The organism is Micromonospora sp. ATLC20 (assembly GCF_057196585.1).
Map to the genome: position 1 here is coordinate 1 of NZ_JBXUOV010000141.1, position 14,887 is coordinate 14,887.

The following is a 14,887-nucleotide window of genomic DNA, read 5'->3' on the forward strand; positions in this document are numbered from 1 at the left end:
CTCGCCGCCCAGGGCGCCCGGCCGGTCGCGCTGGACCTGTCCGCCGGCATGTTGCGGCACGCCGCCGAGGCCGCCCGGCGCACCGGGGTACGCGTGCCGCTGGTGCAGGCCGACGCGCTCGCCCTGCCGTTCGCCGACGCCGCGTTCGACACCGTCTGCACCGCGTTCGGCGCGATCCCGTTCGTGGACGACTCGGCGGCGGCGATGCGCGAGGTGGCCCGGGTGCTGCGGCCCGGCGGCCGATGGGTCTTCTCGGTCACCCACCCGATGCGCTGGATCTTCCTGGACGACCCGGGCGAGGGCGGTCTGACCGCCGTGCACTCGTACTTCGACCGCTCCCCCTACGTCGAGCAGGACGAACACGGCGTGGCCACGTACGTCGAGCAGCACCGCACCCTGGGCGACCGGATCCGGGAGCTGGTCGGCGCCGGGTTCCGCCTGCTGGACCTGGTGGAGCCGGAGTGGCCGGCCGGGCACGAGGGGATCTGGGGCCAGTGGAGCCCGCTGCGCGGCCGGCTGTTCCCCGGCACCGCGATCTTCGTCGCGGAGAAGCCGACGGGCTGAGCGCGTCGCACGTCCGGTGCGATCGGGCCGGCGGTAGCGCCCCCATACTGCCCGGGTGAGCGCCGAGCCGATCGCGACACCCTCCTCTCCATGGCGTCCGGACCCGCTTCGGCAACAGCGTGCCGACCACATGGTGGAGGATCTGCTGACGCTGCCGCCCGACGCACCCCGCGTCGAACTGGTCGACGGCATCATCCACGTGACGCCCTTGCCCACTCTCCACCACCAGGACATCGCCGGCCTGCTTACCCGGTGGCTGCGATCCCGCGTGCCTGCGCATCTACGTGCGACCCAGGCGGTGAGCGTCGGGCTGGACGTTGACGCCAGCCGCCGACCGGACGTCCTGCTCCACCGCGCCGAACTGCCGTCCGACTGCTGGCTGCTACGGCCTGCGGACGTCGTCCTGGCCGTCGAGATCGTCTCCCCCGGCACCCGGCGGGTCGACCGGTTCGCCAAGCCGGGCGAGTACGCCGCCGCCGGGATCCCGTTCTACTGGCGGATCGAGCAGGATCCGGTGCACCTCTACGCGTACCGCCTCGGTGACCGGATCGGTCCGGGCGGCGAGCGGCAGTACGAGCTGGTGGACGACAGCAGCGAGGTGATCGAGCTGTCCGAGCCCTTCGCGATCAAGCTGCCGATCGCCGAGATCCGACCCTGACCACACCGTTACTCGGTGTCGGCCGCGGGTAACCGCGCGGCATGGCCGAGAAGGAGTTCCGCACCGGCGACCACGTCTCCTGGGCCAGCCACAGCGGCCGGGCGTACGGCGTCGTCAAGGAGAAGCTGACCGAGCGCACCCACGTACGCGGGCACACGGTGAACGCCTCTCCGGAGCAGCCGCAGTACCGGATCACCAACGACGACTCGGGCCGCGACGTCGCCCACCGCCCGGAGGTGCTGCGCCATGAGTCGCGCTGAGGACCCGCAGCAGACGTACCGGGAGTTCACCGACGCGGTGAACATGAAACCCGGTGAGCTGACCCGCTGGCTGGAGACCGAGGAGTCCAAGCACGTCGGCTGGCACAAGAAGGGCACCCAGGGCGGCGAGTCGGTCGGGCACGACTCCGGCCGGCGTATCGTCGACCTGCTGCGCCGCAAGCGCGCCGACCTCACCGCCGCCGACTACAAGCACATGCGCAAGGTGATCGGTTACGTCCACCGCCACCTCGCCCAGCGGCCGTCCGGGGACGTGCGGGACACCAGGTGGCGCTGGTCGCTGATGAACTGGGGGCACGACCCGCTCAAGGGCTGAGCCGCCCGGTCCGTTCGCGTCGCGTTGGTACCGTGCCGGCGATGACGACAGACGTCTCGACCGCAGGCCGTCATCCCCGCGCCGGACGGGTGGTCCTCCTGGCGGGCCTCGGCCTGATCGCCGTCGCGGCGCTCCTCCTGGTGACGACCGGGAACACCGGCATCCGGTACAGCACCGACCACGGCGGCACCGTACCGATGTGGAGCCGCTGGATCCCGGCGCTGGCCGGGATCGCACTGATCCGCCTGATCCCGCCCGCGCCCGACCCGAGGTGGCCGGACCCGGTGGCGCCGTACCGCGAGGCGGTGCCGCTGCTGCTGGCCGGGATCGCGTTCGCCGCCGTGATGCCGCTGCTCGGCGGCGAACCCGCGTACACGCTGTTGAAGCTCGCGCTGCTGCTCGGCGTACCCCTCGTGGTGTTCCTGGCCGCGCGCCGCCGGCAGCCACGGTGGGAGCCGGGCCCGGCCGCGGCGGACGCCGCCCACCGCTGGGGTCCGGCGCTGCCGGTGGCGGTGTGGCTGGTGCTCAGTTACGCGACGCCGCTGGCCGCGCCCGCGAGCGACTGGGGGCGGACCGTCGCGCCGGTCGAGCTGGCCGTCACGCTGCTGGTGGCCTTCGCGGTGAACGCACTGCTGGAGGAGGTCTTCTACCGGCGGTGGCTGCAGACCCGGTGGGAGTCGCTGCTGGGCCGCTGGCCGGCGATCGTGCTCGCGTCGCTGGTGTGGGCGGTCTGGCACGTGGCCATCCAGGGCAGCGGCCGCCCCGCCGTCGACCTGGCCACTGTGGTGGTCAACCTCGGGGTGCTCGGCCTCTTCCTCGGCTACCTGTGGTCCCGGTACCGCCGGATGTGGCCGCTGCTGGTGGTGCACGGCGCGCTCAACGCGATGCCCACCCTGACCGGGCTCTGACTTGACCCTGCCGCCGGTGGCAGGGTCGGACGATGCCGGCATGGAGAACAGCACACCGCGCGTCGTCGTGGTCACCGGCGCGGGCACCGGCATCGGCCGGGCCACCGCACGCTCCCTCGCCACCTCCGGGTACGCCGTCGTCGCCGTCGGACGGCGCGCCGCGCCGCTGTCGGAGACCGCCGCCGGCAGGCCGGACATCACCCCGCTGACCGCCGACGTCACCGCGCCCGACGGGCCGGACCGGATCGTCCGCACCACGCTCGACCGGTACGGCCGCCTCGACGTCCTGGTCAACAACGCCGGGGTGGCGGGCGGCGGGCCGCTCGCGGAACTGGACGAGGACGCCGCCCGGCGGCAGCTGGACACGAACCTGCTGGCCCCGATCCGGCTGGCGCACGCCGCCGTCGAGGCGCTCGCCGCGACGCGCGGCGTGATCGTCAACGTCACCACGTCGGTCGGCCTGCGTGCCTGGCCGGGCAGTTCGGTGTACGCGGCGGGCAAGGCGGCGCTGGACTCGCTGACCCGCAGCTGGGCGGTGGAACTCGCGCCGCGCGGCGTCCGGGTGGTGGCGGTGGCGCCCGGCGCGATCGACACCCCCATCGGGGTGCACAGTGGCCTCTCCCCCGAGCGGCGCGCGGCGGTACGGGACTGGCAGCTCGCACACACCCCGGCGGGCCGGATCGGCCGGCCGGAGGACGTAGCCTGGGCGATCCGGCGGCTGTGCGAGCCGGAGGCGGAGTTCGTCACCGGTGTGGTGCTGCCGGTGGACGGGGGCGCGGTGGTCGCGTGAGAGGGCGGTGGCGGCGGTGCGGATCGGCGCGGTGGCGAAGGCGACGGGCTGCACACCGCGTGCCCTGCGGCACTACGAGGAACACGGGCTCATCGCCTCGGCCGCGACCGCCTGGCCGCCGCCCTCCAGGCCGCGGCCACTCCGGCCGCGCCCGCGCCCTCACCCGCTTCCCTTCAGTGATCAAGGAGTTCGTGTCCCGATTCGGGCCCCGGGAGGACACAAACTCCTTGATCACCCACAGGCCGGCGGGCCGGACGGGGTGGGGCGGGGAGGTCAGTGGTCGGCGCTGTTCCAGTCGCGGCCCTCGCCCACCGACACCTCCAGCGGCACCGACAGCGGGTACGCCTCGCCCATCTGCTTGCGCACCAACGCCTCCAGCGCCTCCCGCTCGCCCGGGGCGACCTCGAAGACCAGCTCGTCGTGCACCTGCAGCAGCATCCGGGACCGCAGCCCGGCGTCGCGCAGCGCGCTGTCGACGTGCAGCATCGCGACCTTGATGATGTCGGCCGCCGAACCCTGGATCGGGGCGTTCAGCGCCATCCGCTCGGCCATCTCCCGGCGCTGCCGGTTGTCGCTTACCAGGTCGGGCAGGTAGCGGCGGCGGCCCAGGATGGTGGAGGTGTAGCCGTCCTGGCGGGCGCGGGCCACCACCTCCTGGAGGTAGTCACGCACCCCGCCGAACCCGGCGAAGTAGTTCTCCATCAGCCCGCGCGCCTCCTCGGCGGAGATGCCGAGCTGCTGGGACAGGCCGAACGCGCTGAGCCCGTACGCCAGGCCGTAGTTCATCGCCTTGATCTTGCGGCGCTGGTCGGCGGTCACGTCGCCGACCTCGACGGTGAAGACCGAGGACGCGGTGGCGGCGTGGAAGTCGTGCCCGGAGTTGAACGCCTCGATCAGCGCGTCGTCCGACGACAGGTGCGCCATGATCCGCATCTCGATCTGGCTGTAGTCGGCGGTGAGCAGACACTCGTAGCCCTCACCGACGACGAACGCGCGGCGGATCCGCCGCCCCTCCTCGGTGCGGATCGGGATGTTCTGCAGGTTCGGCTCGGTGGAGGACAGCCGCCCGGTCGCCGCCACCGTCTGGTTGAACGTGGTGTGGATCCGGCCGTCGTCGGAGACCGACTTGAGCAGCCCGTCGACTGTCGACTTGAGCTTCGCCACGTCGCGGTGGCGCAGCAGGTGGTGCAGCAGCGGATGCTCGGTCTGCGCGAACAGCCACTGCAGCGCGTCGGCGTCTGTGGTGTAGCCGGTCTTGATCCGCTTGGTCTTGGGCAGACCCAGCTCGGTGAAGAGGATCTCCTGCAACTGCTTCGGCGACCCGAGGTTGAACTCGCGGCCGACCACTTCGTAGGCGCCCTGGGCGGCGGCCTTCACCTCGGCGGCGAAGTGCGCCTCCAGCTCGGAGAGGTAGTCGGTGTCGGCGGCGATGCCGGTGCGCTCCATGGTGGCGAGCACCCGCATCAGCGGCAGCTCCACGCCGGCCATCAGCCGGGCCGACTGCTCGCCGTCGCGGGACAGCTCGGCGTCGATCGCGTCGGCCAGGTCGAGCGTGGCGCGGGCCTGGAGCATGAGGTTCTGCTCGGCCACGCCCTCGTCGCCGAGCCCGTCCAGGGTGAGCTGACCGGTCTCCGGCGCGTCGACGCGCAGCTCCCGGTGCAGGTAGCGCAGCGCCAGGTCGGTCAGGTCGTACGAACGCTGGTCGGGGCGGGCCAGGTAGGCGGCGATCTGGGTGTCGCGGGCGATGCCGTGCAGCTCCCAGCCGTGCGCGGCGAACGCCAGCACCACCGGCTTGCTGTCGTGCAGCACCTTCGGGCGCTCCGCGTCGGCCAGCCACCCGGCCAGCGCGGCCTCGTCGCCGGCCTCCAGCCGGCTCGGGTCGAACCAGGCGCCCGCCCCGGCGGCGGTGGCCAGCGCCATCGCGGTCACCGTGGCGGTGTGCCGGCGGTTGGGGCCGGTGTCGAGCGTCACCGCCAGGCCGACCGGTGCGCCCGCCGGGGCGTGCGTGTCGAGCCAGCCCGCGAGCGCGCCCGGCTCGGTGAGCACCTCGCCGGCCAGATCGAAGCCCGCCTCGGCCTCCGGCTCGACCGCCTCCAGGTATTGGTAGAGCCGGTCACGCAGGATGCGGAACTGGAGCGTGTCGAAGACCTGGTGCACCGCTTCGCGGTCCCAGCCCTGCCAGCGGGCGTCCTCGGGGCGGACCGGCAGCTCCAGGTCGGAGACCAGGCAGTTGATCTCGTAGTTGCGGATCACGTCGGCGAGCCGCTCGCGCAGGCTGTCGCCGGCCTTGCCCTTGATCTCGTCGGCGCGGGCCACCACGCCCTCGACGCCGCCGTACAGATTGATCCACTTGGCCGCGGTCTTCGGGCCGACGCCGGGCACGCCCGGCAGGTTGTCGCTGGTCTCGCCGACCAGCGCGGCCAGGTCGCGGTAGCGATCAGGGGTGACGCCGTACTTCGCCTCGACCGCGGCCGGGTCCATCCGGGCCAGGTCGGAGACGCCCTTGCGCGGGTAGAGCACCGTCACCCGCTCGCCGACGAGCTGGAACGCGTCCCGGTCGCCGGTGGTGATCAGCACGTCCATGCCCTGGTCGCGGGCCTGCCAGGCGAGCGTGGCGATGACGTCGTCGGCCTCGTAGCCCTCCTTCTCGACCACCGGCACGCGCAGCGCGGCGAGGACCTCCTTGACCAGGCTGACCTGACCCTTGAAGTCGGTGGGGGTCTCGCTGCGGCCGGCCTTGTACTCGGAGTACTTCTCGGTACGGAAGGAGCGGCGGGACACGTCGAACGCCACGACGATGTGCGTCGGCTGCTCGTCGCGCAGCACGTTGATCAGCATCGAGGTGAAGCCGTAGACGGCATTCGTCGGCTGCCCCGTGGTGGTGGAGAAGTTCTCCACAGGCAGGGCGAAGAACGCCCGGTATGCCAGGGAATGTCCGTCGACGAGGAGCAGGCGCGGCGTCGTAGCTGTCACGGCTGCGACTCTAGTCCGTACGCCCGACAACTCCGGCCTCCGGTGCGGCGCGCGCCGCACCGGAGGCCGAGGTCAGAGAACCTTGGCCAGGAACGCCTTGGTCCGCTCGTGCTGCGGCGCCGAGATCACCTCGCGCGGGTCGCCCTGCTCGACCACGACGCCGCCGTCCATGAACACGAGGTGGTCGCCGACCTCGCGGGCGAAGCCGATCTCGTGGGTCACCACGATCATCGTCATACCGTCGCGGGCCAGGTCCTTCATCGTGTCCAGCACCTCGCCCACCAGCTCCGGGTCGAGCGCGCTGGTCGGCTCGTCGAACAGCATCAGCTTCGGCCGCATGGCCAGCGCCCGGGCGATCGCCACCCGCTGCTGCTGGCCGCCGGAGAGCTGACCGGGGTACGCGCCGAGCTTGTCGCCCAGTCCCACCCGGTCCAGCAGTTGCGCGGCGTGCTCCCGGGCCTGCGCCTTCTTCGCCTGGCGCAGCAGCACCGGCGCCTCCATGACGTTCTGCAGCACCGTCATGTGCGGGAACAGGTTGAACCGCTGGAACACCATGCCGATGGCGCGGCGCTGCGCGGCGACGTCCTTGTCGCGCATCTCGTACAGCTTGCCGCCGCGCTCCCGGTAGCCGATCAGGTCACCGTCGACCCAGATCCGGCCGGCGTCGATCTTCTCCAGGTGGTTGATGCAGCGCAGGAACGTCGACTTGCCGGAGCCGGAGGGCCCGAGCAGACAGCACACCTCGCCGGAGCGGACCTCCAGGTCGATGCCCTTGAGCACCTCCAGCGGCCCGAACGACTTGTGCACCTGCTCGGCCCGCACCATCAGCCCGGACTCGGCAGCCGGCGCGGTGGCCTGCGCGGGCACGATCAGCTCGCTCATGGTGCCCCCGTCCCCGCGTTACCGCCGCCACCGGTTTCGGCGGCCAGCGTCCGCAACCTCAGCCGGGCCCGGCCGGTCACGCCGTAGCCCTTGCCGAAGTGGCGTTCCAGGTAGTACTGGCCGACCAGCAGGATGCTGGTCAGGAACAGGTACCAGAGGCAGGCCGCGACGTACATCGGGAAGATCTGGAACGTCCGTTTGCCGACGGCGTCGAGCTGGAAGAACAGCTCCACGCTCACCGGCACGTAGAGCAGCAGGGACGTGTCCTTGAGCATGGCGATCGTCTCGTTGCCGGTCGGCGGGATGATCACCCGCATCGCCTGCGGCAGCACCACCCGGCGCAGCAACTGGGCACGGCTCAGGCCGAGTGCCTGGGCGGCCTCGGTCTGGCCGGGGTCGACCGACTGGATGCCGGCCCGGACGATCTCCGCCATGTACGCGGCCTCGGAGAGCGCGAGGCCGAGCAGACCGGCCATGAACCCGGTGAGGATGTCGCGGGAGGAGAACCCGAACAGCCGCAGTTGCAGGTTGTCGATGCCGAACAGCTGACCGATCTGGGTGTCGAACGGCACCCCGAACTCGACCCGGCTCCACAGGATGCCGATGTTGCCGAAAACGGCCAGCAGCACCAGCCGGGGCACGGCCCGGAAGAACCAGGTGTAGAGCCAGGCCACGCCGCGCAGGATCGGGTTGTCCGACAGCCGCATCACGGCGATCACCACGCCGAGCGTGACGCCGATCAGCATCGCGCTGACGGTCATCAGGACGGTGCCGCGCAGCAGGCCCTCGATGATCGGCGGCCGGAACATCTTGTCGACCATGAAGGACCAGTTGAAGGCCTCATTGGTCACCAGCAGGTGGACGAACATCGCCGCGAGGACGGAGAGCACCGCCACCGCGACCCATCGTCCGGGGTGCCGCACGGGCACGGCCTTGATCGGTTCCGGCCGTGCCCGCGCGGTTGTCGCTTCCTCGGTGGTCATGTCGTCACGGGTTGATCGCGGGGTCCGTGATCGCGCCGTCTCCCACCTTCCACTTGTCCAGCACCTGCTTGTAGGAGCCGTCGGCGATCACGGCCTTGGTGGCGTCACGCACCGCCTCGGCCAGCTGCGTCTGCTCCTTGGCCAGCACGTAGCCGTACGGCGCCGCCTCGTACTGCTTGTCCAGCAGCTCCAGGGCGTCGTTGGACTTCGTCACCGCGTACACGCCGACCGGGTAGTCGGCCAGCATCGCGTCGTCCTTGCCGGACACGACGGCGGCGGTGGCGGCGTCCTGGCCCGGGAACTGGTCGATGGTGATCGCCGGCTTGCCGGCGTCGGTGCACGCCTTGGACCGCTTCTGGATGTCCTCGACCTGGACCGTGTCCTTCTGCACCGCGATCTTCTTGCCGCAGGCGTTGTCCAGCGCGATCCCGGCCGGGTTGCCCTTCTTGGTCACCCACTGGGTGCCGACCTGGAAGTAGCTGACCATGTTGGCCTGGGCCTTGCGGTCGTCGTTGATGGTGAACGACGAGACGCCGGCCTCGTACTTGCCCGAGTTGACGCCGTTGATGATGTCGCCGAACGGCGCCGAGACGAACTCCGCCTTGAGGCCCAGCTTGGCCGCCACCGCGGTGAACAGTTCGACGTCGAAGCCGATCACGGTCTTGCCGTCGGTGTCCAGGAACTCCGCCGGGGCGTAGGTGGAGTCGGTGCCCACCACGATCTTGCCGTCCGACTTGATCGCGTCCGGAACCTTCGCGGCCAGCGCGGCGTCGACCGACGACGAGACGCTGGGGCCGCCGCCGGGCTGCTCGGTGCTCTCCTCCTCGCCGCACGCGGCGAGGGAGAGCAGCAGGACGGCCGCACCGGCGACGCCGAGCGCCGCCCGCCGTCCGGGGTTGGGGTGGAACATGGCTGTACTCCTTATTGCGAGGGGTCGGCCGGTCAGGCCACGCCGAGGTAGGCCTCTTTGACCGAGGGGTCGTGCAGCAGGTCCGCGCCGGTACCGCTCTTGACGATCCGGCCGGTCTCCAGCACGTACGCCCGGTGGGCGCGCGCCAGCGCCTGCTGGGCGTTCTGCTCCACCAGCAGGATCGTGGTGCCCTGCTGGTTGATCTCCGTGATGATCGTGAAGATCTGCTGGATCAGCATCGGCGCGAGACCCATCGACGGCTCGTCGAGCAGCAGCAGCTTCGGCCGGCTCATCAGCGCCCGGCCGACCGCGAGCATCTGCTGCTCGCCGCCGGAGAGCGTGCCGCCGGCCTGCTTGCGCCGCTCGGCCAGCCGCGGGAACAGGTCCAGCACCCGGGCCAGGTCCTGCGCGATACCGGCCTTGTCGCGCCGGGTGTACGCGCCCATGTCCAGGTTCTCCAGCACCGACATGCCGGGGAAGATGCCCCGGCCCTCGGGCGCCTGGCACAGGCCGCGCCGCACCCGCAGGTCGGCCCGGAGCTTGGTGATGTCCTCACCGGCGAACTTGATCGTGCCGGAGGCGACCGGCCGGATGCCGGAGATCGCCCGCATGGTGGTGGACTTGCCGGCGCCGTTCGCGCCGATCAGCGCGACGATCTCCCCCTCGTCCACGGTCAGGCTGATGCCGTGCAGCGCCTGGATCCGCCCGTAGAGCAGGCTCACGTCCTCGATCTCAAGCAGCATCGTCCGGCACCCCCAGGTACGCCGCGACCACCTTCGGGTTGTCCCGCACCTCGGCGGGCAGCCCTTCGGCGATCTTCTTTCCGAACTCCAGGACCACGATCCGGTCGGTCACGCCCATCACCAGGCGCATGTCGTGCTCGATCAGCAGCACCGTCACGCCCTGGTCCCGGATCTGCCGGATGAGCTGGAGCAGCTCCTCCTTCTCCGCCGGGTTGAAGCCGGCGGCCGGCTCGTCCAGGCAGAGCAGCTTCGGGTCGGTGGCCAGCGCGCGGGCGATCTCCAGCCGCCGCTGCTCGCCGTAGGACAGGTTGCGGGCGAACTCGTGCATCCGGTTGCTGATGCCGACGAACTCCAGCAGGCGCTCGGCCTTCTCCCGGCCCTCGCGCTCCTCCTTCCAGTGCCGCGGCAGGCGCAGCAGGGCGGAGATCACGCTGGTCTTGTGGTGCGCGTCCGCGCCGACCTGGACGTTCTCCAGCGCGGTCATCTCCGGGAAGAGACGGATGTTCTGGAAGGTACGGGCCATGCCCATCCGGGTGATCTGGTGGCGCTTCTTGCCACTGATCTTCTGGCCCAGGAACCGGATCTGCCCCTCGGTGGGCTGGTAGATGCCGGTCATCGCGTTGAAGCAGGTGGTCTTGCCGGCGCCGTTCGGGCCGATCAGGCCGAGGATCTCACCCTTGTAGAGGGTGAAGTCCACGTCGTTGAGGGCCACCACACCGCCGAAGCGCAGCGTGACGTGGTCGACCTCCAGCAACGGTTCCCGCTTGTCGACCGTCTCGACGGCGGGGGCCGCCGCCTGGGCCGGAACGGCCGGGGTCTGCTCGGTGTCACTCACCGACGATCACCTCCTTGCGACGGTCCTTGAACTCCGCCGCTCGTCGCCGGTTCGGGATCAGGCCCTGCGGCCGGAAGATCATCATCACCACGAGCACCAGGCCGAAGAAGAGGAACCGGTACTCGTACAGCTCGATGCCGAACAGCTCGATGCCGCGGAACCGCTCGATCATGTACGCCACCAGGCCGCCGCCGACGATCGCGCCGACGATGTTGCCCGAGCCGCCGAAGATGACAGCGGCCAGGATGATGATCGAGTTGAGCAGCTCGAAGTTCTGCGAGTTGACGAAGTTCTGCTTACCGGCGAACAGCGCACCGGCCAGGCCGGCGATGGCCGCGCCGGAGGCGAACGCCCACAGCTTGAACTTGAACGTCGGCACGCCCATGAGCTGGGCGGCGTCCTCGTCCTCGCGGATCGAGATCCAGGCCCGGCCGACCCGGCTGTGGGTCAGGTTCCGCACCCCGATCACCACCAGGATGATCAGCGTGAGCACCAGCCAGTAGTACGGGCGGGCGTCGAGCACGCCGAACCACGGCCGCCCGTCGGCGTACTCGCCGGGCGGGTGCGGGATCTGGTTGAAGCCGCGCTGTCCCTTGAGGAACTCGGAGCTGACCGCCGCGATCCGGATCATCTCGGCGAAGCCGAGCGTCACCAGCGCCAGGTAGTCGCCGCGCAGGCGCAGCGTCGGCGTGCCCAGCATGACGCCGGAGACCATGGTGAGACCGATCGCGATCGGCACCACCGCCAGCCACGGCCACAGCGTCTTGAGGTCGCTGCTCGGCGAGGTCAGCACCGCTACCGTGTACGCGCCGACGGCGAAGAAGCCGAAGTAGCCCAGGTCGAGCAGGCCGGCGAAGCCGACCACGATGTTGAGCCCGACCGCCAGCAGCACGTAGATCGAGACGGTGAACATCACCTGGGTGAAGTTCGCTCCCGGGGTCGGGATCGGCCCGAGGTACTGGTAGAACTCCTTGTTCGGCAGCGCGTAGAAGAACGCGATGACCGCGACCAGCAGCACCCAGCGCACCCAGCGCGGCGCGTGGTGCCAGCGCTCCGAGATCGCGTGCCGGCCCTGCCGCAGCTTGTCCGCCGCCGTCTCCCGCCGCTCCGGCGGGTCGATGGTGGTCGTCATGCGCGTGCCCTCCCCAGTGATTCGCCGAGCAGACCGGTCGGCCGGAACATCAGCAGGACGACGAGCACCGCGAACGCGGCGAAGTCCTTCCACTGACTGCCGAACAGGCCCGCGGCGTAGTTCTCCACGACGCCGAGCAGCAACCCGCCGACGAGCGCGCCGCGCAGGTTGCCGATACCGCCGAGCACCGCCGCGGTGAACGCCTTGAGGCCCAGCAGGAAGCCGACGCTGTAGGTGAGCGTCTGGATCCGCACGTCGTAGAGCAGGCCCGCGACGCCGGCCATGGTGCCACCGGCGATGAAGACCATCAGGATGATGCGGTCCTTGTTGACGCCCATCAGGGCCGCCGTGTTGGCGTCCTGGGCCACCGCCCGGATGCCGCGGCCGGTACGGCTGCGGTTGATGAACTGGTCCAGCGCGAACATCATCACCAGCGCGGAACCGATAGTGAGCAGCTGCACCGCGTCGATCGGCACCCCGGCGATGTGGAACAGCGGCTCCGAGCTGACCAGGATCGGCGCACCCTCCGGCCGCCGCCGGGTGTAGACGCCGAACGCCTCGGAGATGGCGATCGAGGCACCGATGGCGGTGATGAGGAACGCCAGCGGCGGCGCGTTGCGCTTGCGCAGCGGCCGGTACGCCACCCGTTCGATCACCGTCGCGGTGCCCGCCGAGGCGATCGCTGCCACGATCATCGCCACCAGCAGGTAGAACAGGATCGAGCCGATGCCGCTGACCTGCGAGTTCTGGTCGAGTCCGAAGCCGTTCCAGGTCCAGATCGCGGCGAACGCGCCGGCGATGAAGACCTCGGAGTGGGCGAAGTTGATGAGCCTGAGCACGCCGTACACGAGCGTGTAGCCGAGCGCGACCAGGGCGTAGATGGCGCCCTGCGTCAAGCCGGTCGTGGTGAGTTCCCCGAAGTTGGAGAACAATCCGTCGAAGTCCAAGGGAGGGACGCTCCGTCGCTCAAGAGAAAAAGAGGGTGCGGCCGGGAGCCAGCTCCCGGCCGCACCCGCGATCACTACTCAATCGCCAGTCCAGCGATCGAACGATCAGGACTTGGGGATCTCCTGGTCCGGGACGACCTTGCCGCCCTGCACCTTGAAAGCCCAGACCTTGACCTGCGCCGGGTCGAGCTCGCCGCCCTCGACGAACTTGTAGCTGGCGGCAACGCCCTCGCCGCTGTAGCCCTTCACGAACTCCAGCAGGTCGGCGCGGCTGCTCTTGCCGGCCTTGATGCCCGCCAGCAGGATGTTCGCCGCGTCGTAGGCGGTGTCGCTGTAGGTGCCCGGGTCGGTGCCGTTGAGCGCCTTGAAGTCGGCGGCGAAGGTGCCGCGGGCCTCGGTGGACGGAGCGCAGGGGCAGGTGAGGATGGTGCCCTCGGCGGCAGCCGCACCGGCGGAGGTGATGTACGCGCCGTCGTTCACGCCGTCACCGGCGACCAGCGGAGCGGTGACCCCGGCAGCGGTGAGCTGCTTGCGGATCAGGCCGGCCTCCTGGTAGTAGCCGCCGTAGAAGACCGCCTTGACGTTGGCGGCCTTGACCTTGGTGACCACACCGGAGAACTCGGTCTGCTTGCCCTCGCCCTGGACCTTGTCGCTGCCCACGACCGAGGCGCCGAGGACCTTCTTGACCTCGTCGGCCAGGCCGGCGCCGTACGCGGACTGGTCGTCGATGACGTAGACCCGGTCGGCCTTCATCACGTTCTTGATGTAGTTACCGGCGGCGGGGCCCTGGCTCAGGTCGTTGCCGACCGCGCGGAAGAAGGTCTTCCAGCCCTGCTCGGCGAGGCTGGGACGGGTCGCGGAGGGGGTGATGGTGACCAGGCCGGCCTCGTTGAACAGCGGGCCGGCGGCCTCGGACTCGCCCGAGTAGGCCGGACCCACGACGCCCAGGATCTTGGTGTCGTCGATCGCCTTCTGGGCCAGACCCGGCGCCTGGTCCGGGCTGCCCTGCGAGTCGAGCTCGGCGAGCTCGACCTTGCAGTCCGGGTTCTCCTTGTTGTACTTGTCGACGGCCAGCTTGACGCCGTTCTTCTCGTTGATGCCCAGCGCGGCCGAGCTACCGGTCAGCGCGCCGAAGAAAGCGATCTTGCTCCCGCAGGCGCTGCCCCCGGAACCCTCATCGTCGCTGCCGCTGGAACAAGCGGTGCCACCGGCGACGAGCGCCAGCATGGCGACCCCGCCGATCACGCGTGCGAGCTTCTGCCTCAAGGCCCGAACCCTCCTCCGTCCATGATCCGAACCACCCGCCGCTGATTGGCCCTTGCGGGGTGGACGAACCAAGACCGTCGTCGCCGGTCTGGGGCGGGACGTTATCCCACCGTGAGCGGTGGCGTAAGACCTGGAAAGCGGGGTTGACCGAACCGTTACACGCCGTGGCGGATTCAAGCCCATCGGCGTAAGAACCGAAGGCGGGCAAAGGCTTTCGCCGACTATTCCTCGGTAACGAGCCATACCCTCCCCACCCGCTACCGATCGACGGTTGACAACGCCCCCCACCAGGCACGGGATGTTTTCCCGTCATCGGCGACCACGAGCAGCCGGTCGTCGCGGACCGCCACCGCCAGCGCCGCGTCGCCCCCGTCCGGCACCGGCACCGGCGTGATCACCGGAAGCCACGACCCGCCGCCGTCACGCGACATCCAGAGCCGTCGCTGAGCGCCGTCCCCGGTCACCGCGACGAGCCGCCCACCGGACGCCGCGAGCGCGTCCACCGACGACACCCCGGGGCCCGCCGAGCCGAACCCGCCGACCCGCCGCCACCCCTGCGCCGCACCCGCCGATCCGGCGGACGGCGAACCGCAGTCGTCGCACCCGCGCCACACCGCGTTCCTGCGCGACCTGCTCCGTGAGCACGGCGACCGGATACGCGAGCTGGAGGTGCGCCGGGCCAGCCTGGAGGACGCGTACCTG

The 14,887-nt window shown here is 70.5% G+C and carries 15 protein-coding genes and 3 pseudogenes; 8 read left to right on the forward strand and 10 right to left on the reverse strand.

Features of this window, described 5'->3' with window-relative positions:
* The 7 genes and pseudogenes from AC2CHG_RS23530 to AC2CHG_RS23560 all read left to right on the forward strand — a co-directional run.
* On the forward strand, positions 1-564 hold a 564-nt coding region (locus tag AC2CHG_RS23530; RefSeq protein ID WP_484525594.1), incomplete at its 5' end, for a class I SAM-dependent methyltransferase.
* Between the two features lie 130 nt (positions 565-694).
* Entirely contained in the window at positions 695-1,222 is a 528-nt protein-coding gene (locus AC2CHG_RS23535; RefSeq protein WP_262014666.1) for a Uma2 family endonuclease, read from the forward strand.
* A 41-nt stretch (positions 1,223-1,263) separates the two neighbouring features.
* Positions 1,264-1,482: a hypervirulence associated TUDOR domain-containing protein gene (locus tag AC2CHG_RS23540; RefSeq protein ID WP_262014665.1), complete on the forward strand. Its 219-nt coding sequence runs from the start codon at positions 1,264-1,266 to the stop codon at positions 1,480-1,482.
* Positions 1,469-1,813 (forward strand): annotated as a pseudogene (locus AC2CHG_RS23545) (DUF3140 domain-containing protein); the annotation flags it as partial. The gene AC2CHG_RS23540 and the pseudogene AC2CHG_RS23545, both read left to right, overlap by 14 nt.
* 44 nt (positions 1,814-1,857) lie before the next feature.
* The gene (locus AC2CHG_RS23550) at positions 1,858-2,724 is read left to right on the forward strand and encodes a CPBP family intramembrane glutamic endopeptidase (RefSeq protein WP_484525595.1); all 867 of its coding nucleotides are present in this window, start codon (positions 1,858-1,860) and stop codon (positions 2,722-2,724) included.
* Between the two features lie 40 nt (positions 2,725-2,764).
* Positions 2,765-3,514: an SDR family NAD(P)-dependent oxidoreductase gene (locus AC2CHG_RS23555; protein ID WP_484525596.1), complete on the forward strand. Its 750-nt coding sequence runs from the start codon at positions 2,765-2,767 to the stop codon at positions 3,512-3,514.
* 31 nt (positions 3,515-3,545) lie between these two features.
* A pseudogene (locus AC2CHG_RS23560) lies at positions 3,546-3,605 on the forward strand (MerR family DNA-binding transcriptional regulator); the annotation flags it as partial.
* Between the two features lie 182 nt (positions 3,606-3,787).
* Here the strand turns inward: AC2CHG_RS23560 and polA are convergent.
* The 10 genes from polA to AC2CHG_RS23610 form a co-directional block, all read right to left on the reverse strand.
* The gene (gene polA / locus AC2CHG_RS23565; RefSeq protein WP_262014662.1) at positions 3,788-6,487 is read right to left on the reverse strand and encodes a DNA polymerase I; all 2,700 of its coding nucleotides are present in this window, start codon (positions 6,485-6,487) and stop codon (positions 3,788-3,790) included.
* 72 nt (positions 6,488-6,559) lie between these two features.
* Positions 6,560-7,369, reverse strand: coding sequence for an amino acid ABC transporter ATP-binding protein (locus AC2CHG_RS23570; RefSeq protein ID WP_463840166.1), 810 nt, complete (start codon positions 7,367-7,369; stop codon positions 6,560-6,562).
* Positions 7,366-8,352 (reverse strand): amino acid ABC transporter permease, encoded by a 987-nt coding sequence (locus AC2CHG_RS23575; protein WP_484525597.1) that lies wholly within the window; start codon positions 8,350-8,352, stop codon positions 7,366-7,368. Before AC2CHG_RS23575 ends, AC2CHG_RS23570 begins: the two co-directional genes overlap by 4 nt.
* 4 nt (positions 8,353-8,356) lie before the next feature.
* The gene (locus AC2CHG_RS23580) at positions 8,357-9,262 is read right to left on the reverse strand and encodes an ABC transporter substrate-binding protein (protein ID WP_484525598.1); all 906 of its coding nucleotides are present in this window, start codon (positions 9,260-9,262) and stop codon (positions 8,357-8,359) included.
* Between the two features lie 32 nt (positions 9,263-9,294).
* Positions 9,295-10,005: an ABC transporter ATP-binding protein gene (locus AC2CHG_RS23585; protein WP_262014660.1), complete on the reverse strand. Its 711-nt coding sequence runs from the start codon at positions 10,003-10,005 to the stop codon at positions 9,295-9,297.
* Positions 9,995-10,840, reverse strand: a complete 846-nt coding sequence (locus AC2CHG_RS23590) for an ABC transporter ATP-binding protein (RefSeq protein WP_047893879.1) — start codon at positions 10,838-10,840, stop codon at positions 9,995-9,997. Before AC2CHG_RS23590 ends, AC2CHG_RS23585 begins: the two co-directional genes overlap by 11 nt.
* Positions 10,833-11,972: a branched-chain amino acid ABC transporter permease gene (locus AC2CHG_RS23595; RefSeq protein ID WP_135241218.1), complete on the reverse strand. Its 1,140-nt coding sequence runs from the start codon at positions 11,970-11,972 to the stop codon at positions 10,833-10,835. The genes AC2CHG_RS23590 and AC2CHG_RS23595 overlap by 8 nt, the downstream gene beginning before the upstream one ends.
* Positions 11,969-12,919, reverse strand: coding sequence for a branched-chain amino acid ABC transporter permease (locus AC2CHG_RS23600; RefSeq protein WP_091420555.1), 951 nt, complete (start codon positions 12,917-12,919; stop codon positions 11,969-11,971). Before AC2CHG_RS23600 ends, AC2CHG_RS23595 begins: the two co-directional genes overlap by 4 nt.
* Before the next feature lie 105 nt (positions 12,920-13,024).
* Positions 13,025-14,185 carry a branched-chain amino acid ABC transporter substrate-binding protein gene (locus AC2CHG_RS23605; RefSeq protein ID WP_104114971.1) on the reverse strand — a complete coding sequence of 387 codons (1,161 nt, stop codon included), beginning with the start codon at positions 14,183-14,185 and terminating at the stop codon, positions 13,025-13,027.
* Between the two features lie 257 nt (positions 14,186-14,442).
* Positions 14,443-14,688 (reverse strand): hypothetical protein, encoded by a 246-nt coding sequence (locus AC2CHG_RS23610; protein ID WP_484525599.1) that lies wholly within the window; start codon positions 14,686-14,688, stop codon positions 14,443-14,445.
* A 109-nt stretch (positions 14,689-14,797) separates the two neighbouring features.
* Between AC2CHG_RS23610 and AC2CHG_RS23615 the strand changes: the two are divergent.
* A pseudogene (locus tag AC2CHG_RS23615) lies at positions 14,798-14,887 on the forward strand (ABC transporter ATP-binding protein); the annotation flags it as partial.